The sequence below is a fragment of the Ruegeria sp. D1(2025) genome (assembly GCF_056536425.1).
Window position 1 is genome coordinate 1 of sequence record NZ_JBQFPO010000007.1, and the last position, 22,369, is coordinate 22,369.

The following is a 22,369-nucleotide window of genomic DNA, read 5'->3' on the forward strand; positions in this document are numbered from 1 at the left end:
GCACGCCGCCTGCTGAACTGGTCCCCACAGGTCTCCGTCAGGGACGGCCTCAACCAATTCAGCACATGGGCAAAAAAGGAGCAGGGGTGATGCGCGGGTTAATCTACAATCTGGAGCTTCAAAAGGGTGAAGTCCTTGGGTACGCCACGCATTGCCTTGCGTCTCTGCGACCGGATTTCGATCGTATCTGGGTTGTAACCAACGGAACGCCTGATTCCGATGGCCTGGCCGAGCTGAATGCATGCAGCGACGAGGTCTTCGTTCTGGAGAAACAACCGCGGGACCACATCCGGGGGTATCTGGGCTGCATCAGCCAATTGGGTTTGGATCAGATCCAGGCGCTGGATGAATTGACCCTTATGGATTGTGACCTGATCGGTCCCGTCTACCCCTATGAAGCCATGCGGGCCAGCATGGCGGCGCAAAGCGATCTGGACTTCTGGTCAATCGCCAGCAGAAAAGACGAAGCGTTGTCAGAAAACGATCGGCAACTCGTTAGTATCTTTCTGACTTTGGGTCAGAACGTACTGCAATCGGAGCCGTTTCAAAAGTTCCTGCAAAAACACACGCCAAGGAAAGGTTCGCCTGGCAACAAACCAGGTACCACGCCGGATCTGGCGGCCTATCTGATCAAGCACGGCTTCCAAGGCGGTGCGTTCATCAAACCTGAAGACTATGAGACGGACCATCCGCTTCTGCTGGAAATAAAAGAAACGCTGGAAGACGCGCGGTGCCCCTTTATCCTGCTGCACCCGTTCTACAGCTCTCCGGCGCTTCAGGATGCATATCAGATCAACCTGGACCGGATCATTCCCTATCTGGAAGAAAACAGCGACTATCCGACGAACCTGATGTGGCAGGTTCTGTTGAAGACGACTTCATTGCGGTCGCTGCACACCAATCTGGCCTATCAATTTACGTTTGACAGCAAATCATACGAAGGAACGCCAAAATGGGATCCTTCGCTCAAAATCGCGGCCTGTGCGCATCTCTACTACACCGAAGCGTTTGAAGAGATTTTTGACCGGGTCAGCAATATTCCACACCCGTTTGATTTCTATATCACCACCGCGTCGGACGAGAAGAAAGCGATCCTGGAAGAAAAATGCGCAGCCGCTGGAATTGAGGCAGATGTGCGTGTCGTGGGCGAAAACCGTGGACGGGATATGTCCTCGCTGTATATCGACCTCAAAGACGTGGTGATGGAAAAGGACTATGACCTGGTTTGCCGCCTGCATTCCAAGAAGTCACCTCAAGTCCACCCAACCACCGGGAAATACTTCAAAAACTTCATTTTTGACTCGGTCCTGGCGAACAGGGAATACGTGTCTCATCTGTTGGATTTCTTTGCCACGCACCAGCATGTGGGCATGGCATTTGCGCCCATGATTCATACCGGTTACCGGTCGATGGGGCACGCCTGGTACGACAACCGGCCGATTTTTGCTGAAATCCTTGAGGACCTGAACTGCTCGGTCCCGGAAGAACCCTATTCGCCTCTGGCCGCATACGGCACCGTGTACTGGTTCCGTCCGGACGCCCTGCGGCCGATGTTTGACGATCAATACCAGTATTCGCAATACAATCAGGAACCCAATCATGTGGATGGCGGGTTGGCGCACGGCCAGGAACGGGCCATGACCTATGTCGCACAGGCCCGGGGTTACATGTCGGCGACCGTCTGGCCGGACTATGTGGCCGCCCAGAGCACGACGTTGATGGAATACAAGATGGACAGCCTGTATTCCTATTTCCCGATGGAGCACGTCGCACCGCACGGGCACCTGATTTCCTACGTCAATGGTGAAACTCACCGCAGCCGAACACCCAGCACATTGCGGCAGTTCGAAAGGTTTTGCAGGCCGGCGCTCAAATCGGTCGGTGCAGCGCTTGGTATCAAACGCCAGAAAAAGAACAAGCATCGCGACTTGTCGCAATTCCAGAAGTGAGCAGCCTGACGGATGTTATTCAGCAGCCCGACCTTTTTGTATGCGTTCCTACCGCTGATATTGGCAGGATGCTATCTGACCAGAACTGCCCACACGCGGAATATCCTTCTGCTGTGCGGTTCCGTGATCTTTTATAGCTGGGGAGAGCTGAAGTACCTTCCGCTCATCTTTACGGCCATTGCGATCACGCATGCTGGCACGGTCTATCAGATCAAGGGAACAAAGCATAAGCGGCTGGTAGTTTCGCTGTGTATCGCGGCCCTGCTATCGCTGCTCGGGTTCTTCAAATACTACGGCTTTGTAGCCGAAAACTTGCGCTCGGTCGGGGTCGGATTCCTGCCCGAACTGACAATTGCGCTTCCATTGGGCATATCGTTCTTTACGTTCCAGGCAATCTCGCAACTGGTCGACGTGTATCGTCATAGCGACGAAGAAAAATACCAGTCCCCGACGTTGTTGCGCACTGCGCTGTATATCATTCTTTTCCCGCAGCTGATTGCCGGCCCAATTGTGCGCTTTGGGTCCGTTGTGACGCAGATGGGAAAGCGGCTTGATACCGGCAGCAGGCGCTCGGTTGGGGCCAAGCTCTTCGTCCTGGGCCTGGCGTCAAAGGTCATCATCGCAGATAAGGTCGCACCAATTGCAGACCACGCTTTTTCACTCGGGCCAGCGTTGGACATGGGGGAAGCGTGGCTGGGCGCTGTGGCCTATGCCCTTCAGATCTTCTTCGATTTTGCCGGATATTCGAACATGGCGATCGGACTGGGTCTGTTTTTCGGGTTCAAATTTCCAACCAACTTCCGCGACCCATATGTGTCCAAGTCCATGACCGAGTTCTGGCGGCGTTGGCATATGTCATTGTCCAGCTGGTTTCGCGACTATCTGTACATTCCACTGGGCGGAAACCGTCACGGTCAGGTTCGTACGGTCATCAATCTGCTGATTGTCTTTCTTGCGACCGGTATCTGGCATGGTGCCGCGTGGAACTTTGTCATCTGGGGCCTGTGGCACGGTAGTTTTCTGACGCTTGAGCGGTTCTTTGGCAAACCCCGTCAGATTGTTTTTGCACGAGTCTACACGTTGCTCGTGGTGCTGATCGGTTGGGTGTTCTTCCGGGCCGAGACGTTGGGTGACGCGGTTGACTACCTTGGCCACATGTTCGGCGCCTCGGGGGATGGCGTGATATCCCCCGAGTTCTTTCTGACGGTCAGCAATGAAGTCATGGCGATCTTCGCGATTGGTCTTTTCTTCGGCTTGGTTCCACGGCCGGTTCGCGACCGCATCTGGAAACGCCCCAACAGAATTGGCTGGCTCTCTAATATGTGGTTCACTTTCCTGCTGTTGGTATGTTTGATGTTCGTGGCCAACAGCACGTATAGCCCATTCCTGTATTTCCGGTTCTGACATGGACAAAATACTGCTCATATGCCTGCTCATACCCGTCCTGGCCGGGTTTTTCAGCAGTGATCTCAATCTTGAAAACCGCGCACAAACTGAGTTTCCTGCGTTCCCGGATTCACTGTCCGGACTGGACGACTTTTTTGCAGGGGTCGATGACTTTGTCTCCGACAATATCGGCCTTCGCAATCAGATGATTTTGGCCAAGAAGTCCTTGGATAAAAAAGTGAACCGCCAGGGCAACGCGAAGGTCATCGTGGGGCGGGAAGGCTGGATGTACTACAACGCGCCGTCGGTCATTGAACGAACAAGCGGGTTGGAATTCTTGCCTTGGCGCGTCACCAGTATCACAAACTATGTGCTCGAGGCGCAGGACCTGGCAGACAAGGTTGGCGCCGAATTTCTGGCTATTCCGGTTCCGACCAAGCACGCTGTCTACAACAAGTATATGCCGTCCTGGGCGCAAACAGACGAGTTCGAGAAATCTGAACAACGGGCCATCATCAAGAATTTGGCAGACCAGAACATACCCCTGACGGATCCCTATGTCGTTTATCAGGACTATGATCTTGACGAAACGCCTCTTTATTACAAACGGGATACCCACTGGAACAGTTTCGGTGCCTATGTCGTCTTCTATGACGCGATGAGCCGACTGGGCCTGGCCGAAAATCTTCCACCCCCGCAGGCTCTGTTGATCGGCTACAATGAAGGCACGTATTTCGGTGTTCTCGACCAGTTTATGGGGCTCAGCGAAGCCGCTGATAGTGAGGCAATTCCCGAATTGGACATGACCATGTTGCGGGCCGTCGAAGAACAAAGCGTTGAGGACTTCGAAGACCATGTTTCGATGAATTCCTACATTGTCAAATTCGATGACGGTAGCTCGGGCAAACCCAAACTGCAGATTATCGGGGACAGCTTCACGTTTGGGTTCTTTCGACCTTTCCTGGGCGCAGTTTTCAGTGAAGTACGGTGGTCGCATCATGCGCACGGCGCCTACGATAGAAACGCAGTCGAAGCGTTTCAGCCTGACTATCTCATCTTTGAGTTTGTCGACTGGGAAATACCGGGCTGGCACCTGCATGAAACACTCAAGGCGTCTAACTGATGCGGGTCTTTGATCACCAGATTGTCATGGCAACAATCTTTGAAGTTTACGGCGGAAAGGCCAGCATTCTCGCCGACACGGCGGAACAGATCGCTTAGCGAAGCGGCCGATTCACAAAGTAGCAGTTGTTATGCCGTTTTGGAGATGGTCCCGAACTCCGCCTATGGAAAAAACCGGAGAAGTTTGTAGGAATAACATCCTATCTGAGATATCCACCCACTCACACGAGAAACGATAAGTGAACGGCAACTTGACGCATCCCGACTGGTTCGACCCCGAATACTACCTGAACAGCAACCCTCAGATTCGCGAGAAAGGCATAGATCCGTGGTCTCATTACTTGAAGCACGGCTATCAGGAAGGACTTAAACCGTCGGGCGCGCCAACCCATCCTGACTGGTTTGATCCCGAGTTCTACCTGAGTGCCAATCCGGCCGTCCGTGAAAAGGGAATGGACCCGTGGTCTCACTACCTGAAGCACGGTTATCGGGAAGGCCTTAAGCCATCCGCCGCACCAGCCCATCCTGATTGGTTCGACCCCGAGTATTACGTGAAAGCCTACCCGGAAATTGGCGCAAGCGGTCAGGATCCCTGGACCCATTTCGTCAACTATGGCTATCAGGAAAAACGTCGTCCATCCGAACTAAAGGGTGTGTATGATTTTGACGGGCTCAGCACCATTCACAGCTCTGATTTCATGCAGGATCCCGCTTTCAAAAAAGCGTATGAACGGGGTTCGAAAGCCGCCCGCGGCATCGACCATCACTGGTACTGGCGGTTCCATGTCGGTCTGTGGTGCATGCGAACCGCCATGGCGCTTCCGGGCGATTTTGCCGAGTTCGGAGTGAATTACGGCATGTTGGCATCCGGTGCCATGCTTGATCTGGATTGGAACAACCAGAACAAAACCATCTTCCTCTTCGACTCATTTGCCGGGATGAAGCCCGAACATATTGAAGGCGCGGAAGAAGGCAAAGAACACCTGTCCGAATACAACACCGCCGCGTTGTCTAATGGCTTCTATGCGATCAGTGCCGATGAAGTTCGCGCGAATTTTGCGGAATTCAAAAACACCAAGATTGTGGTTGGCTTTATTCCTGACACGCTGGATCAGTTGACGAGCGAACAACTGGCATTTGTTCATATCGACCTGAATAACCCTGCACCGGAAATAGACGCCTTGCGGTTCGTTTGGGACAGAATCGTGCCCGGTGGAATTGTGCTTCTGGATGACTATGCTCAGAAAGGGTTCGAACTGCAGAAACAGGCGATGGATGAGCTGAGCCGGGAGATGAACTTTCACATTTTGTCTCTGCCGACAGGTCAGGGCTTGATCCTGAAAACCTGAAATTTGTATGCCGGACACGTGGCGCGTCACGTGTCCGGCACTTTCTGCATGCAAACGGTGTCAGAACCGGTCTTGTTGTTGCCATAGGGTGCAGTCTTTTGAAGCAGACCCTGCAGAAGGACTGGCGAGGTTCCGCGGCCGTCGCCTTGCCGTGACCAGTATTGTCAAAGAAGTCCACGCGGGATTGTCTCGCGCCATTCCTTTGTCAGGACTTCGGATTTTTCGGAGCCTTCGGTCGCGCGCAGTTTTCTTTCCAAGTAAAAATTCTGCTCATCACAGGTCATTTGTCCTTCCGTATGTATCTCAACCTGCCAATCGCCTCGTGCGAACGTAAATGACCAGTTGGCTTTGTACTGTGCCGTTGTCGGATCGTCCGGGTGGATCGCGTAACGCATGGCCACATGGCTGCCAACTGTCATGCCATGATAAGGATCGGTGGCCTTGCCGTAATCGTCAAATGTCGTAAGGACCACGGTTCCATCGTCTTCCACCGAGCGCTCCGAACGTCCAGAAGGTGGCCGCAGTTGACTGGCCTGAAGTGTCGGATAATCCTGAACCGGCCCGGGATTTGATGGTGCGATTTCCTCGTGTACGTCCCGCACGGGCAACAACAGGGCTGAGTGTTCCAGCAGCAGCGTCACTTGTGCAGCGTTGGGTGCAGGCCAGACTATTGGCCAATATGAGGTGGACAGCGCCAGACGCAGGATGTGTCCCGGAAGTAGGCGGTGGGCGCATTCGTTCAATACGATTTCCGCTTCATAGACCTTTCCGGGCACCAATACTTCTGGTGTCTCATGGCTGTTGCAATGCGTCAGGTTCAGCGCGCGGTAGGTAATCCGCTGCGACGTTCCGTCGGGGGCAACGTCACACAGACGCGCGACCAGTTGCGCCACCGGCTTGTCCGCGGTGAAGGACAGTTTCAGCCGGGCGCGCCCCAACAGGTCCAGCGGTTTTTGCATTGCTGTGCTGTCGAAGCAAAGTGACAGTGCATCATCCTGAGATTGATCCTCGGACAACTCGTTATCTATCCGCATGCCCGGACAGAAATACCCGCTTGCCTGTCCGATATGCGAGGGGCAGGCCACCGTCGCTTTTTCGGCGAAAGGAGCGTCCGCAAATCCACCCGGTCGCAGGTGCCAGCGCTGGGTACCAACATTGGGTGAGGGCCATTGGCTTTCGGCGATCCAGTGCCCCTGTCTTGGCTTGTTTTCCTTGGTCGGATTGAAATGTTGCTGCATATACGTCCGATAGGCGGGCAAATCCTCGGCCCCGTTCTGTTGCCCTTTCAGCCATCGGTCGAACCACCTGATGACTTCCGAGTGGAAGTCCCCGGCATCCAGTTTGGCAATATGCGGATAGCGGTGTTCCCAGGGCCCGATTATAGCCTTTGCGGGTACTTCAAGATTGGCGGCCAGCGCGGGGGGCGCGTTGACATAGGCGTCCGCCCAGCCGGTGATTGCCAAAACGGGGGCCTGAATGGCTGACCAGTCTTCACAGACCGAGCCATGTTTCCAAAACCCATCTCGGGTGGGATGGCGCAGCCAGTCGGCGGCTGAAAATGGCACGTTTTCAAGCCGTTTCAGCCAGTCCTCGCGCCAATCAGGTCGCAAAGCGGGATCAGCCGGGCGCGTCAGGTAGGCAAACATCTGGCACCCCCAGTTGACGTTGTCGCTGAGCAGGCACCCGCCCATGAAGTGAATGTCGTCGGCGTAACGATCGACTGTCGAGGCGACACTGACGACCGCTTTCAACGCGGCAGGACGGCGGAAAGCCAGTTGCAATCCGTTGAACCCGCCCCAGGAAATTCCGATCATGCCGACGTTTCCGTCGCACCAGTCCTGTGCTGCGATCCAGTTCAGAACGGCTTCGCCATCGCTGAGTTCCTGCTCGGAATATTCATCATCGAACTGGCCTTCGCTGTCGCCGGTTCCGGCGATGTCGACCCGGATGCAGGCATACCCGGCCTTGGCAAACACAGGATGGGTTGTTTCATCCCGCGGCGCAGTCCCATCACGCTTTCGGTATGGAAGGTACTCCAGAATCGCAGGGGAAGGCCCTGTTTCCGGCAACCAGATCCTTGCGGCAAGCTTTCGCCCGTCCGGTAGTGGTATCCATGTGTTTTCGATGATTTCGACTGGCATTTTCGGACGTCACCCTTTCTGCGACCGGCTTGCATACCCGGATACCAGTGAATTCGGAACTTGGCGACGTTTTACATGTTTCGGTTCCACCGCGCCGGATTTTTTCACCACCGCGCGGTGGCGTCTTAGCTGCGCATCCGTGCGCCTTCCGGATCAAACGCACACGCATATTGAAGTTTCGCCGCAAACCGGCTGCCGGCTATATCCAAATGGACCCTGACGCCATCAGCGTCTTTCAGTTTGACATAGGCGAGTGCAACCGGCTTGCCGATACGATAGCCAAAAGCGGCGGACGTCGTATGACCCACAATCTTGTCTCCGGCATAGATGGGTTCATGTCCCAGTGGCACCGCCGCCTCGTCCTCGATGATCACCGTGACCAGATGGCGTGAACTCGTTTCGCGGCGCTGTGCCAGCGCTTCGGAACCGATAAAGGGCTTCTTCTTCGACACCAGACTGTCCAGCCCGGCCTCAACAGGGGACGTGTCGCTGTCCAGTTCATGACCCATGGCGGCAAATCCCTTTTCGATCCGCATGGCGGTCTGGGCGTACAGGCCCGCCGGTTTTGCGCCGGCTGCCGTCAGTGCCGCATAAACCGCGGGGGCGTTTTCGGCGCGCATGGTGATCTCCCAGCCCGGTTCCCCGACATATGACATGCGCACGGCCCGAACATGGCATCCGGCGATGTGCGCGGGACCGACCTTGAAATAGCCCAGTCTGGTCAGTTCGGGCGCACCGGCCTCGGTGATGATCCGTGCGGCGTCAGGACCCATCAGGCCCAGAACGGCGTAGTCCTCGGTGCTGTCGGTCAGGGTCACATCAAACCCTTCCGAGTGGCGGCGGAACCAGGCGAGGTCCCGTTTGATCGCATTGGTGCCGACGAACAGGCGATAGTGATTATCGGCAATCCGATGGGCGGTAATGTCGCTTTCATAGGTGCCGCGTTGATTCAGTACTGCAGTATAGACGGCACTGCCCGGCGGCTTGGCCATGTTGGACGCGCATGTATGTTGCAGGAACGCCTCGGCATCCGGACCTTCAACCTCGATCTTGCCGAAGGATGACGCATCGAAGACAGCCGCTTGCTCGTGCGCGGCTTTGACTTCATTCGCCACGTTTTCGAACCAGTCGGGTTTGCCGAAACTCATTGCGGGCTCGGCGGTTTTTCCGAAGTAGAGCGGGCGCTCCCAGCCATAAAACTGGCCAAAATGCGCGCCCGCTGCTTTGTATTCCGTCTCGAGCGGCAGGGCACGCAGGTTCCGCGCGGTTGTGAGCTGACGGCCGGGATATGCGATTTCGTAGTGGGTTCCCAGTATTTCCGGCGCCCGGGCCATCAGATGATCCAGCGAGTTGAACACAGGCGCAAAACGTTTGGCATCCGCTTCGCCTAAATCATACGCCGTGTGTCCGTGAACGATGCAATGGGCCAGGTTCATCCCGGCGCCGCCACCCGAAGCAACCCCGACCGAATTCAGGCCACAGCCCAGATAGAGCCCGCGTGTCTCCGCCGTCTCGCCCAGCATGAACATGCCGTCCGGGGTAAAACTTTCGGGCCCGTTGAGCAGCATTTTGACCTCGGCCGTCTCAAGCGCCGGTAACCGGTGCAGCGCGTTCATCATCATCGGCTCGAAATGGTCCCAGTCCTCGGGCAGTAGGCTGAATACAAAGTTTTCATCCAGAATGCCGGGTTTCACCGGTTTGCCCATAGGTTCAAAGCAACCCACCAGCAAGCCGCCTGAATCGTCGCGGATGTACAGATGGCTGTCGTGGTCGCTAAGCGTTGGAGTATTTCCGACAATTCCGTCGATTGGCTTGGTCAGCAGGTAGAAATGTTCGCAGGCGAGAGCAGGCACGGCGGCGCCGGCCATGGCGCCCACTTCGCGTGACCAAAGCCCGGTGCACAAGGCAATGGCATCGCATGTGATCGTGCCGGCCGTTGTTTCAACGCCCTTGATGCGGCCATTTTCAGTCAGGATGCCAGTGACCCCGGTATCCTCGAAAATCCTTGCGCCCAGACCTTTCGCAGCCTTGATCAGTGCGGCGCACACGTCCGAAGGGCTGACACGGCCGTCGTCCGGCGACCAGACAGCGCCGATGACATCTTCGGCATTCATCAGCGGCCAGCGTTCCTTGGCCTCGCCTGCGCTGATGGATTGCGCAGTGACCCCATAGGCTCTGGCCAGCGCCTCTTGCCGTCGGATATGCGTCAGGCGCCCGTCCGAGGTGGCGATGGACAAGCTGCCTTTCTGGATCCAGCCAACATTCTGGCCCGTTTCCTGTTCAAGCCGGGAATAAAGATCGACCGAATACTGGATCATACGGGTCAGGTTCTGCGAATGGCGAAGTGCGCGAACCTGTGCAGCAGAGTGCCACGTCGTACCACTGGTCAGCTTGTTGCGTTCCAGCAGGATCGCATCGCCGACCCCCATTTTTGCCAGGTGGTACAGGGTCGAGCACCCCATAATTCCGCCGCCGATAACAATTACTGAAGCGTGGCCTGGGACAGTCATTTCGCTTTCCTGTGATTCTGATTCAAAGCCAATTTTGCCCAGAATATTAAGTTTGAAAAACTTGTATAACTAATTTTATCATTCGCTAAATTTAGTGAGCAAGCGCGAAGTTCCACCACCCTTCCGGAAATTTCCCGAGCGGTCCTGAGCCAATCGTTGGCGTATTGCGAGGTTTGTTAGATCAGGGTCGGAAGACGATCATAGTCTTCCAGCCGGTCCCGCAGGAAAGAATAATCGGTGCGGGCCTGATTCAGAACGGATCGTTCCAAAACGATGTGTTTCAAGGCTTCTTCATGCTGAGGGAACGCGACGGGGCCCTTGTTTTCGTCCATCCAGGGCCAGCAGAACAGCGAATTTCCATACTGCGCACCGGCGCGGTTGAGCGACATCAGGAAAATTTGGTTCTCCATCGCTCGGGTGGTCGCGAAGGCGTGCCAGGTGGGGAAGGATTCATCCCGGAAATAGGCGCCGCAATGGGTTATCAGATCAACACCCTTGTCGACGGCCAGGGTGCGGCATAGCTCGGGAATGCGGATGTCGTAGCAAATGATAGGGGCGATCCTGAACCCACGGACTTCGTAAGTCAGCAGATGCGCGCCGCGCTCAAAATACTCTTTCTCCATCGAGGCGCCGTATTGGGCCAGATGTAGTTTGTCATAATGCCCGACAAGATTGCCGTCCGGTCCCACAACCGCAATCGAGATATAGTTGCCGTCTGTCCCTCTGCGCGCGAAGCTGTAGGAAACGAAAACGCCGAACTTTAGCGCCACATCACGCCAAGCGCGGAATGAAGCACCGTCCAGGGGTTCGGCAATATCGTCCAGACGCGAAAACGCCGCGCGGGAATAATCTATGCTCGACAATTCGGGCAAGACCACCAGGTCCGCAGGCCGGGCGGCCAGTTCCTCGGATACTCTTTGCGTGGACTGCGCCAGATGATCGTCGCGTTCCTGCGCCGAGTTCGTTTGCGGAATGCGGATCTGACACGCCAGAATTGCCAGTGTTTCTTCCTTCGACATTGTCAGACTTCCTTGTCCTTCCAATACTCTCCCAGCCTGATGCGATCCGCTTCAATCTGTTTGATTCTGTCTGTTGCGCTGGCCCGTTCCTCAATCGTGAAGAACCCGATCAGTGCCTCGATCAGCACCGTTACGCCGGCAAAGGAGCCAAAGAAAAACGGGGCCTGATCCTGAGCCAGCAGTGTGTGATCTGCCATGATCGCAATAGGCGACGCGGGACTGTCGGTGATCGCGATTACCTTCGCCTTTCGTTCCTGCGCAAATTCGGACACCTGAATGGCCGCGTTGGCGCAAGGTTGCAGGCTGATTGTTATCACGGTGTCCTTTTCCGAGATATCGGTGATTGAGTCGGCCAGAACACCGCCCGCGGCCTGAAGCAGGCGGAATTTGCCGCTGGTCATTCCCGCCAGATAGTGCAGGTAAGACGCGTGGGTTTGCGAAGCCTGCATTCCCACCAGATAGACATGTCTGCTTTTGCTCAACATGCGGGCGATCTCGGCGATGTGCTCCGGGTCGTTGGCTTCGAACAGAGAAGATACGTTGGTCAGCGCTGCGTCGCGCAACTGCTCCCAGAACCTGATGTTGCTGCGGCTGTCTTCCGAGTCGCTCATGGTTACGGCGCGCAGGTGATAATCCTTGATGTCGTGCTGCTGCACCTGTTTGCGATAGACGTCACGCAGCTCGCTATAGGTCTCGTACCCCAGAATTTTTGCCATGCGGGAAAAATTCGGCAGGGAAACGCCCGCATTTGTTGCCACACGGCGCATGGACAGTGTCGCGATGTCGCCCGGATGCTCAAGCATGTAGGTCGCGACGATTTTCAGAACGCGGGGAAGGTCGGGGTAAAGGTCCCTCAGGCGTTCGCCGATTTGCTGATAATCGCTCATACTACAAGTGCTCAGAACAGGAGGTTGCTCACGTTGATGTTTCCGGGTGTATTGACATGGCCCGAACCCAACAGCCTGAGCGCGATGCTAGGATGATTTTCACGTTCGTGCAATATTTCGCGACAACTGTATCATTTGAAAACATCCGAGCCGTACGATGCCCTGTGTCGCGGTGTCGGCATGTCAGTCCGAGTATGTGCGTTTGCTTAGCGGAGTACTGGATATTCTGGCCTTAAACATTTCAAGAAAGGCGAATTCTGCGGGGTTCAAACGCGCGTTACTGTGGTGGACCATGAAAAAATCGATCACCGGTTCGTTGGTGTAAGGCGGCAGTCGCCAGAGTTTGCCTTGCGCCACGTATTGGCGGGCGAAGTGGACGGGCAGAGGGCCAAACCCCAGCCCGGCAATGATCATCCGCAAGGCCTCGTCCAGATTAGACGTGTATCCGATAACCTTCTTGTCCAGCGCCTGCTGCGCCCGCAAAAGGGCCACCGGCCTTAGGGCGTCCCACAACTGGTCGGTTTTGAACGAGACCGACGAATACTCTCTTAGGTCGCTCAGCTTCAAATCCGCTTGCCCAAAAAGAGGATGCGTCGGGCCGCAAAAGAAGCTGAAGAAAGATCTATACATGATCTCGTGATTCAGTCTGGGGTGAATTTCGTGGGCCAGGCAAAAGCCCACGGCCGCGTTCTTCTCCAGAACACTGCGCTGGACGTTTGCGCTGGACATGACGTTGACTTCAAATGTCACGTTGGGATTCTGTTCGTGAAAATCAGACAGAACCCTGTCGTAGAAAGGGCTTTCAATTCGGCTGGTTGTGGCGATGGAGACCTGACCGGTCAGATGATCCCGTGTGGTTTGGGCTGTCTGCACGGCGCGCGTGATGGTTCCGAACACTTCAACACATTCCTGATACAGGGTTTCGCCGGCCGGCGTGACCCGAAAACTTGACGGACTGCGCTCGATCAGCTTGGTGCCGGTGCGGGCTTCAAGCCGCTGCAAGGCCTGGCTTATCGTCGGCTGGCGCAATCTCAGCCGGTTGGCTGCGCTGGTCAGGCTGCCTTCCTGGACGATAAACATGAAGGTGCGCAGCAGGTTCCAGTCCAGTTCCCGCGCCAGTCTTTCCGCCTTGGTCTCCTTCATGGCATTAACCAGATCTATGATGGCTATTCACATTATCTATTTGGTCTATGACAGATCTGCGCGCAACATCTTCTTGTCGCCCTGATGCGTTCAGGGATTCTCGGAGGCCTGTCAGTGCAGAAATCGAATTTGTTCTATCAATCCCGTCTCCGGCGGCCTCAGGTCGACCGAGCCGAGGGGATCTATTTCTGGGATACGGAAGGCCGACGGTACATTGATGGCTCATCCGGTGCGATGGTCAGCAATATCGGACATTCGAACCCGAACGTTCTGGCTGCGATGAAGGCGCAAATGGACAGCGCCACGTTCGCTTACAGGCTCCATTTCGAAAACGCCCCGGCCGAAGACCTGGCGTCGGCCATCGCTGCGCGCATGCCGGACGGTCTGAACCGGGTCTTCTTTGTGTCCGGTGGCTCAGAAGCGGTTGAATCCTGCGTGAAGTTTGCGCGGCAATGGGCGGTCGCCACCGGGCAGCAGGACCGCTGGAAAGTGATTTCGCGGTTCCCTTCCTACCACGGAAGCACCTTGGGTGCGCTTGCACTGACCGGGTACGGGCCCTTGGTAGACGTGTTTCGGCCAATGTTTCAGGACATGCCAAAAATCCCGGCACCGCGTTGCTATCTGGACAATGACAACCTGTCCGATGACGCGCGCGGTTTGAAATACGCCGAGATGCTGAGAGATGAGATCATCGTTCAGGGTCCAGAGACCGTGCTGGCCTTTATCATGGAACCGGTGGGTGGCGCGTCGACCGGAGCGTTGGTTGCACCGGACAGCTATTATCGCCGCATCCGGGAAATCTGCGACGAATTCGGTATCCTTCTGATCATGGACGAAGTCATGTCCGGCGTTGGCCGGACGGGCAAATTCATGGCGTCCGAACATTGGGATGTTCGTCCGGACCTGGCCGCCGTGTCCAAGGGCTTTGCCGCCGGTTATGCGCCGCTGGGCGCGATGATTGCCGACGAACGGATGGTGGACGCCGTCCTGGCCGCTGGCGGTTTTGCGCATGGTCACACCTATGCAGGCAACCCGCTGGCCTGCGCCGCGGGTCTGGCCGTGCTGGGTGAAATCGAACGTCTGAATCTGCTTGAGAACGCGACCCGGATGGGTGGTGTTCTGATGGCCGGGCTGCACGAGTTGATGGGGCGCTATTCCTTCATCGGCGATGTGCGGGGCAAAGGTTTGCTGATGGCGTTTGAAATGGTTTCGGATCGCGCAAGCATGACGCCTCTTCCCAAGCAACTGGATGCGTATTCCCGGTTTGTGGACATCTGCTACGACCGGGGTCTGATCACCTATTCCCGCCGGACCAGGGGCGGGCTGGAAGGGGATCATTTCCTGATTTGCCCGCCGATGATCGTAACCGAAGATCAGGTTGGCGACATTCTGAACATTCTGGATGACAGCCTTTCCGTATTTGCGCGGGAAGCCGGGCTGGAGAGCTGAGTATGACAAGAAAAATCATCATAACCTGTGCGGTCACGGGATCGATCCACACCCCCAGCATGAGCCCGTATCTTCCGGTGACACCGGATGAGATCGCGACTGCGGCTATCGGGGCAGCCGAAGCAGGGGCCTCGGTTTTGCATCTTCACGCGCGCGACTCGGAAACCGGGAAGCCAAGCGCGGATATCGGCGTATTCCGGCAGTTTTTGCCGCGCATCAAACAGGCTACAGATGCGGTCATCAACATCACGACAGGTGGTAGTTCGCAGATGACGATCGAAGAGCGCCTGTCCGCTCCGTCGCAACTGTCGCCCGAGATGTGTTCGCTCAACATGGGGTCAATGAATTTCGGTCTTTTCCCGATGCGCGAACGTTTCTCGGACTGGCAACACGACTGGGAAGAGCCATTTCTGGAAAACTCTCGCGACAATGTTTTCAAGAACACGTTTCATGATATCGAGCGTCTTTTCACGCTGATGGGGGACGGGTGCGGAACACGGTTCGAGCTGGAGTGCTACGACGTTGGTCACATCCAGACCGTCGCCTACTATCTTCGGAAAAAACGGATCAAGGCACCCGTCTTCCTTCAGTTTGTCATGGGTGTCTTTGGCGGCATGGATGCCAGCCCCGAGAACTTGATGCACATGAAATCAACCGCGGACCGTTTGCTGGGTGATCAGTACCAGTTTTCCGTTCTCGCTGCCGGGCGCCAGCAGATGCCTTTGGGGACAATGAGCGTGGTGCTGGGAGGGAACGTGCGCGTCGGGCTGGAAGACAACCTGATGATCGCGAAAGGGGAACTGGCCACAAGCAATGCGCAGCAGGTGCAGAAAATTCGACGCATTGTCGAAGAATTGGGGTTCGATGTCGCAACACCCACGGATGTACGCGAAACACTGGGGCTAAAAGGCGCGGATCAGGTCGCGTTTTAGGGGGATGGCATGAAAGTCTTTGTTGATCAGGAAAAACAGCGCCAACACTTTCCTTCGGGATTTCTGGTGAATGGCCTCATGCAGCCCAATCCGGAAAAACCTGAACGGCTGGAACGGCTTCTGGATGGGGTCGCGACAGGCGGGCATGACATTCTGGCCCCCGAGGATCATGGCCTGGGTCCGATTGCGGCGGTCCACGCTCCGGCCTATCTGAAGTTTCTGTCGACGGTTTACCCGCGCTGGCAACGTATTCCGGATGCGGCGCCAGAGATTTTCCCGAACATTCATCCCGACCGCCGCACGGCGAGCTATCCGTTATCCGCCGTGGCGCAAGCGGGATATCACATCGCGGATATGTCCTGTCCTATCGGAGAGTACACCTGGGAAGCGTCGCGCTGGTCTGCGAACTGCGCTGTTTCTGCAGCGCAGGCCGTGAGCGAAGGCGACGATGTCGCCTATGCGATGTGCCGCCCGCCCGGGCATCACTGTTTCAGCGATCTGGCGGGTGGGTTTTGCTATCTCAACAACAGCGCAATCGCGGCGCAATACCTGCGAAAGCAGCATGACCGCGTGGCGATCATCGATGTGGATCTGCACCATGGAAACGGTACGCAGGGCATTTTCTATGAACGCAGTGACGTCTTCACGCTTTCCATCCACGCGGATCCCGCCCGGTTCTATCCATTCTTCTGGGGCCACGAGCATGAACGCGGCGAGGGCGCCGGATTTGGTTATAACCTCAATGTTCCCCTACCACGCGGAACCAGGGATGACGGGTTCATGAAAGGGCTGGAAAGCGGGCTTGAACATGTCCGGGCCTTTGCGCCGGGCGCTGTCGTGATCGCGCTGGGCCTCGACGCTTTCGAAGGTGATCCGTTTGGCGGGCTGGCGGTATCAACGCCGGGCTTCACCAGAATTGCGGAGAAGCTGAATGAGTTGGCCGTTCCGACCGTCATCGTGCAGGAGGGGGGCTATCTTTGCGATGAACTGGGTGAAAATCTGAACGCATTTCTGTCCGGTTACTAAGGTTGATGTTGAAACGCCCGGGGGGATTCAGCAAGATGACGATCTGCAATTGTTGCAACGTCCGGTGCCAATGGAGTGGTCCGAATGAGTGCGATCCATAGCTGTTCGGGTTTCAGTTCAAATCCACCGGCGACGCGTGGGCCTGCAACAATTGTCGGTGGACTTACATCCACAGGGTTGAAATCAAACTGTTTTTCGTCGGCCAAATTCGCCTCTCAGATGTTTCAATCGAAAAAGATTCGCAAAAACAAATTGCAGATGATAAATTCCAGCTTTAGTGATAACAAAATATTAAGAACTGGCCACGTGGCGATGCTGCTGGCCAAAACGATTCTAAAAGCCCGGTGTTCAAGGGCAAAAACCCCAAAGGGAGGAAAATTCTCATGAAATTCGACAAACTGGCCAAGGGGCTGGTCATTGGCGCCACCAGCGCGCTGATGGCCACCGCTGCTTTCGCCGAAGATATGACTTTGCGGTTTGCCGGTGTTTTCCCAATCGACCATCAGGGTACTAAGATGATGGAACAGGTTGCGGCGGACGTCGCGGCGGCAAACGTCGGTCTGAAGATCGAAGTGTTCCCCGCAAACCAGCTGGGCTCGGGCGAGGCGCTGTTTGAAGACGTGGCCCGCGGCAACATCGATCTGGCGGCGGCCTTTATCTATGCCGACACCGACCCGCGCCTGGAGTTCCTGTCGATGCCGTTCCTCGTGGGTGGCTGGGACGACATGAACAACATCATGCGCAACATGGATTCCGAATATAACAAAATCCTGCAGGAAATCACCGACGAGTATGGTGTGAGCGTGATGGCCCAGAACCCCGAAGGGTTTGTCGGCATCGTGGCCACGCAGGAGCCGACCAACTGGAACACTTTTGACGACAAAGGCATGAACATTCGCGTCTGGTCGTCTCCGGCTGTGAAAGCCATGGTGGAAGCACTTGGTTACAAGGCGACGACCATGGCATGGGGCGACATCTTCCCCGCGATCCAGTCCGGTATCGTGGACGGCGCGATCTGCTGCACCAAGACGGCAACCTACTCGATCTTCGCGCAGTCGGATGTCGGCACGCATTTCGTAGAGTACAACTCGATCTCGGAACTGACCACGTTCTATGCCTCGCAGCGCACGCTGGACAAGCTGAACGACGAGCAGCGGGCGGCATTGCAGGCCGCAATGACCAAGGCGTCCGACGACTTCTTCCAGTATAACCGCGACAACGATGCGGCCTTTGGTGAGAAGTTGATCGAAAAAGGCTATACTATCCTATCCCTGAACGAGGAAGAGCAGGCCGCAATGGCTGCCCACATTCAGGAAAACATCTGGCCCATGATGGCGCAAAGCGTCGGTCAGGATGTGATTGACCGTTTGCTTGCAAGCAAAAACTGATAGTCTGAAACCCAGGTGGGCCGGCAAACTTGCCGGCCCTTTTTCTAATACCTGACAAAAAAACAAAAAGCGGGGACAGACATGTCGATAGAAGACGATGACATGACGAGATGGGTTGGCGACGAAGACGCCGATAAACCGCAGAAAGTTACCGACGAATTGCCGCCCGTCATCGGGTATCCCATGAAAGTGATCGCGTTTGTTTGCAGACAAATCGTTATGGCCTGCGGCTTCCTGATGGCCTTCACCTTTGGCGCTGTTGTTGTAATCCGATACGGTTTCGGCGGCGACCTGTTCGCTTATGAAGAATGGCTGTTGGCCTTCTCGATCATCGGCTTCTTTGCCGGTGCGGTTCTGGCCTCTGCCCGCAATCTGCATATCAACGCCGATATTCTGGGTATCGTGATCCACAATCCCCGGATGATCTGGTGGCGCGGGTTTGTGGTGCTGTTGGTCGAGCTTCTTGTGATCCTCTTTATGGTCTACGCCTGCTACGTCTCGCTGCTTGACGACTTCTCGTTCCCCCGGCTGCGATCTACTCCGGTCCTGCGTATTCCGTTCGTCTCCTGGCGCATTGCGATCATGTGCTCTTTTGGCTTCATGGCGATGTTCACCGCTGCATATCTCTACGTTCATATCCGCAAGGGGCTCGGGCTTCCGTTGCGCTCTGAAATTCTTAAGGGAGCCGCGAAATGATTATCGCCGGAAGTCTTGTTATTGTCTGCCTGATGCTCCTGCTGGGTGTCAGCGTCTATGTGGCGTTCGGAGCCGTCCTGATCTTTATCGCGATGGTGGGAGATCAATCCATCACAGGATATCTGCCGACCGGAGCGACGGGGATCCGCTCTCTGGTGCTGCTCGCGATTCCACTTTTCATGATTGCCGGTGGCATTATGGAGAAAGGCAGAATTGCGGCGCCTCTGGTGGCGCTGGCCGAAATGTTCATTGGCCACATCAAGGGTGGACTGAACGCGGCCTCCGTGCTGGCCTGCGGCGTGTTCGGCTCGATCTCGGGCAGTGCGAATGCGACCCTGACCTGCATCGGCGGCATCATGATGCCGCACCTGAAAAAGGCGAATTACCCGAAAGGGCAATCCGCGGCCCTGATTGTGTCGGCAAGCCCCCTAGGCCTTTTGATCCCGCCCAGTTCATCGCACATCCTCTACGGCTGGGTCGCACAGCAACACGTGCTGAAGTGCTTCCTGTCGACGGTCATTCCCGCGATCATCCTGATCACGCTGCTGATCATCACCAATCAGTTCATGCTGCGAAAGTATGACGATATCCAACTGAAAGAGCGCCCGAATCCCTTCATGCCTGCATTGTTGGGCCAGGGTCGGTTGGCGGGTCCGGCGCTGATGATGCCGATCATCATCCTGGGCGGTATCTACGGCGGTATCATGACACCGACCGAAGCCGCTGGTATCGCCGTTGTTTACGCGATTCCCGTGGCAATCTACTTCTATCGCGGCCTGACCTGGAAAACCCTGGCCCAGACCATCCAGACTTCGGGTGTTACGATCGGGGTGGTCATGGTGATGATTTTCATGGTGTTGATCGTATCAGACAACCTGATCTCGCAGGGCGCGCCGCAGATGGCCAAGGATATGGTTTATTCGGTTTCGGACAACCCGGTCGTGATTTTGCTGATGATCAATGTCGTCATGATCCTGATCGGCATGCTGATGGACGATATCTCGGGGCTGCTGCTGTCCACGCCGATTCTGCTGCCGATTGCGCAGAGCGTGGGCGTGGATCCGATCCACTTTGCCGCGATCATCGGCGTCAATCTTGGTATGGCCAACATCACGCCGCCCACGGCGCCGCTGCTGTACTTGGGGGCGCAGGTTTGCGACACGCCGGTTGCCAAGATGCTGTGGCCGACTTTGATCTTCATCGTGTTTGCATGGCTGCCGACACTGATGCTGACCACGTTTATTCCTGAACTGGCATTGTGGTTGCCGGACCTGTTGCTGGGCCGGTAATCCGACACTCAAAATCCAAAAAAGGCATCCGACCCGTGCGGGTTCGGGTGCCTTTTTTTCAGAGCGGCCGTTTCCGGTGAGGGTGTGACTGCCTGACCTCACATGGGCACCGCTGAGAACACCGGGTTCAATGGCGCAAGCCCAATAAAAAAGCCGGAGTGTTCCTCCGGCTTTCAGACAATTCGAAAGTGATGCCTGTCTTTAGGCCGCTTTGCCCGATTAGCTGTAAAATAGGATCGAGAGTGCGGCAATGAATGCCAGCCCGGCAACAACAAAGCTGACATAGTGTACGGTTTCACGTAGTTCTTTGGTCATCGTGTCATTCCAAGTGTTTCAGGGACAGAAGTTCTTGTTTCTGCATCTATCCCTAAAACCTATGAAAAATAAGTATGTGCAATGCATGTCCGGCATGCGTCGCGGGCATGACTTGGTTGCAGGATCTGACGGCCAACAGGGGTTGCTCCACGCTTTGCCTAACGAGTAGGTCACTGCCACAGATATGCAACGGCAGGAAAACGGCCAAGACCTGTGTTCAGTGTTTTTCGAATGGCTGTGAAAGCGGATTTGTTCAACCGGCACCAACCAGTTGAAAGCCAGCCCAGTTCCCGGGATGCGCCAACGGGCGTTCGCGGTGATCTTCGCTGGTGTCCTGTATCAGCGCCTCAATTTCCTGACGCAGTGCTTCGCTGCGGACCCGGTCGGTCGAGGGCGTTACAACCTCGGTGATCAGGCGGGATGTCAGATCATCCCGAACCGGCCAGTGAGTCACCAGGAGGTTCCTGGCACCGGCAAAAAAGAATGCACGGGCCAGCCCGGACAGCCCTTCCGCCCCCGGTTTTGCCCCCGCCGCGGTGTTGCATGCGGACAAAAGAACCCATTCTGTATCCAAGGACAGCGTGGCCGCCTCGGATGCGGTCAAAAGTCCGCCAAACTTGGGGCTGCCCGGCGAAGGCGGGGGCGAAAGCGCCAGGGCAGGCTCGTCCAGATTGTCGAAATCACCGGATATCAGCCCGTGCGTTGCGAAATGCAGAACGCGCGTCTGGCGCAATTGCCCGGAAGCGTCCAGTTTTCAGAGTTCACTTTCGTTGGCCCGAGATCCAAGAAAAACGGAATGTTCACCGGCCCCAAACTGCGATGCCAGCGACAGGATCTCGGTCCGCGTTCCGGGTAATCTTGGCAGGTTTTTCAACCCTTCGCGCGGATCCTGGGCCGATCTGTGAAGATTGCGGGTCTCCAGCCGCAGGGGTTCGGGTGTCCCCTGGAAATCGGGGTCGCCGAACCCGACATAACTGACGCGTGTGTCTGCCCGGGCCGTGGTGCGCGTATTGTCTCGCAACACCAGTTGCAGGGACGGAATGACACTCAGGGCGCGTTCGACGCCAAGCCAGCGCGTATTTCGAAGGGTTTCCGCCACGGACCCGAATTCCTTTTGAGGGGCGGTCGCCAGCGCGCCGAATGGCAGGCTCAGCAGCGAACTTTGCGGGGCAATCAGCCACCGCTTCTTCGGCGCGATTGTCTCTGAAATCTCCGGTGCGCCGAACAGGTCAAGAAACAGACCGTGGGCCAGTTCAATGTCAAACCTGCGTGTGCTGTCCTGTCGCGTGGAACCGGTGGGGTTAATGGGTGCGCGTGCCGCGACAAGGAACTCCTCGTTTGGGTTGATGGAACGGCGAAGGGCCGAGACTCGGGCTTCCAGCTCAGTTGCATCGAATTCCAATCGGGACCATGTGACGCCTTCACGGGTTACGGCCCAGACAAAACCGGGTCCGAAATGCGTTGAACGATCATTCCCACCTTCCGGAACGATCAGGATCAGCGCCTCGTCGTCATCAAGTTCGGCAACGCCACCCGGTAGGAAATCAGTCACCCGGACCACGTGCGGATTTATCAGGTCAAAAAAAGGGGGAAAGGCATTCTGCAAGGCCTGCGTTGTTCTATCCAATCTGTCCGTCAGCCGATCAAGCGTATCGGGCGCGGCCACTATCGATGTCCCTGCGCCGGATGCGGCGGCAACGGACTTGATCTCAAATGCCGCCAAATCGCGTTTGGCGCCAATCCAGTCGTTCAAAAAGGGCTCGACGCG

Annotated in this window: 16 protein-coding genes and 1 pseudogene; 10 read left to right on the forward strand and 7 right to left on the reverse strand. The window is 56.1% G+C overall.

Annotated elements, in window-relative coordinates; all coding sequences use genetic code 11:
- Positions 1–89: 89 nt before the first annotated feature.
- From ACR1XU_RS15830 to ACR1XU_RS15845, 4 genes are all read left to right on the forward strand, one after another.
- Complete coding sequence (locus tag ACR1XU_RS15830) at positions 90–1,949, forward strand: rhamnan synthesis F family protein (protein ID WP_480909552.1); 1,860 nt, start codon at positions 90–92, stop codon at positions 1,947–1,949.
- Between the two features lie 12 nt (positions 1,950–1,961).
- Complete coding sequence (locus ACR1XU_RS15835; RefSeq protein ID WP_170611461.1) at positions 1,962–3,353, forward strand: MBOAT family protein; 1,392 nt, start codon at positions 1,962–1,964, stop codon at positions 3,351–3,353.
- Between the two features lies 1 nt (position 3,354).
- Positions 3,355–4,458 (forward strand): alginate O-acetyltransferase AlgX-related protein, encoded by a 1,104-nt coding sequence (locus ACR1XU_RS15840; RefSeq protein WP_480813619.1) that lies wholly within the window; start codon positions 3,355–3,357, stop codon positions 4,456–4,458.
- A 238-nt stretch (positions 4,459–4,696) separates the two neighbouring features.
- Positions 4,697–5,806 carry a TylF/MycF/NovP-related O-methyltransferase gene (locus ACR1XU_RS15845; protein ID WP_480909554.1) on the forward strand — a complete coding sequence of 370 codons (1,110 nt, stop codon included), beginning with the start codon at positions 4,697–4,699 and terminating at the stop codon, positions 5,804–5,806.
- A 164-nt stretch (positions 5,807–5,970) separates the two neighbouring features.
- Here ACR1XU_RS15845 and ACR1XU_RS15850 read toward each other — a convergent pair whose 3' ends face one another.
- The 5 genes from ACR1XU_RS15850 to ACR1XU_RS15870 form a co-directional block, all read right to left on the reverse strand.
- Positions 5,971–7,947: a CocE/NonD family hydrolase gene (locus ACR1XU_RS15850; protein WP_480909556.1), complete on the reverse strand. Its 1,977-nt coding sequence runs from the start codon at positions 7,945–7,947 to the stop codon at positions 5,971–5,973.
- 125 nt (positions 7,948–8,072) lie between these two features.
- The gene (locus ACR1XU_RS15855; RefSeq protein ID WP_480915631.1) at positions 8,073–10,457 is read right to left on the reverse strand and encodes a GcvT family protein; all 2,385 of its coding nucleotides are present in this window, start codon (positions 10,455–10,457) and stop codon (positions 8,073–8,075) included.
- Positions 10,458–10,633: 176 nt separating this feature from the next.
- Complete coding sequence (locus tag ACR1XU_RS15860) at positions 10,634–11,476, reverse strand: carbon-nitrogen hydrolase family protein (RefSeq protein ID WP_480909643.1); 843 nt, start codon at positions 11,474–11,476, stop codon at positions 10,634–10,636.
- 2 nt (positions 11,477–11,478) lie between these two features.
- Positions 11,479–12,363 (reverse strand): MurR/RpiR family transcriptional regulator, encoded by an 885-nt coding sequence (locus ACR1XU_RS15865; protein ID WP_170611449.1) that lies wholly within the window; start codon positions 12,361–12,363, stop codon positions 11,479–11,481.
- Positions 12,364–12,546: 183 nt separating this feature from the next.
- A complete protein-coding gene (locus tag ACR1XU_RS15870) occupies positions 12,547–13,506 on the reverse strand; it encodes a LysR family transcriptional regulator (RefSeq protein ID WP_480915632.1) in 960 nt (319 codons plus the stop codon).
- A 108-nt stretch (positions 13,507–13,614) separates the two neighbouring features.
- Here ACR1XU_RS15870 and ACR1XU_RS15875 point away from each other — a divergent pair, with 108 nt between their 5' ends.
- From ACR1XU_RS15875 to ACR1XU_RS15885, 3 genes are read left to right on the forward strand one after another with little or no spacing between them, the layout of a single operon-like run.
- Positions 13,615–14,955 carry an aminotransferase family protein gene (locus ACR1XU_RS15875; protein ID WP_480908245.1) on the forward strand — a complete coding sequence of 447 codons (1,341 nt, stop codon included), beginning with the start codon at positions 13,615–13,617 and terminating at the stop codon, positions 14,953–14,955.
- Positions 14,956–14,957: 2 nt separating this feature from the next.
- Positions 14,958–15,887, forward strand: a complete 930-nt coding sequence (gene kce / locus ACR1XU_RS15880) for a 3,5-dioxohexanoate:acetyl-CoA acetone transferase (protein WP_480908177.1) — start codon at positions 14,958–14,960, stop codon at positions 15,885–15,887.
- 9 nt (positions 15,888–15,896) lie between these two features.
- Positions 15,897–16,913, forward strand: coding sequence for a histone deacetylase family protein (locus ACR1XU_RS15885; RefSeq protein ID WP_480908179.1), 1,017 nt, complete (start codon positions 15,897–15,899; stop codon positions 16,911–16,913).
- Here ACR1XU_RS15885 and ACR1XU_RS15890 read toward each other — a convergent pair.
- Complete coding sequence (locus ACR1XU_RS15890; protein WP_480915633.1) at positions 16,910–17,119, reverse strand: hypothetical protein; 210 nt, start codon at positions 17,117–17,119, stop codon at positions 16,910–16,912. The genes ACR1XU_RS15885 and ACR1XU_RS15890 overlap by 4 nt on opposite strands.
- 177 nt (positions 17,120–17,296) lie before the next feature.
- Between ACR1XU_RS15890 and dctP the strand changes: the two genes are divergently transcribed.
- The 3 genes from dctP (at position 17,297) to ACR1XU_RS15905 (ending at position 20,286) form a co-directional block, all read left to right on the forward strand.
- Positions 17,297–18,301 carry a TRAP transporter substrate-binding protein DctP gene (dctP, locus tag ACR1XU_RS15895; RefSeq protein WP_170611440.1) on the forward strand — a complete coding sequence of 335 codons (1,005 nt, stop codon included), beginning with the start codon at positions 17,297–17,299 and terminating at the stop codon, positions 18,299–18,301.
- Positions 18,302–18,382: 81 nt separating this feature from the next.
- On the forward strand, positions 18,383–18,997 hold the full coding sequence (locus ACR1XU_RS15900) for a TRAP transporter small permease subunit (protein ID WP_170611438.1): 615 nt from the start codon (positions 18,383–18,385) through the stop codon (positions 18,995–18,997).
- Positions 18,994–20,286 carry a TRAP transporter large permease gene (locus ACR1XU_RS15905; protein ID WP_170807514.1) on the forward strand — a complete coding sequence of 431 codons (1,293 nt, stop codon included), beginning with the start codon at positions 18,994–18,996 and terminating at the stop codon, positions 20,284–20,286. The genes ACR1XU_RS15900 and ACR1XU_RS15905 overlap by 4 nt, the downstream gene beginning before the upstream one ends.
- A 568-nt stretch (positions 20,287–20,854) precedes the next feature.
- On the opposite strand, the pseudogene ACR1XU_RS15910 reads toward ACR1XU_RS15905, so the two are convergent.
- Positions 20,855–22,267: pseudogene (locus ACR1XU_RS15910) on the reverse strand (CHAT domain-containing protein).
- Positions 22,268–22,369: the final 102 nt, after the last annotated feature.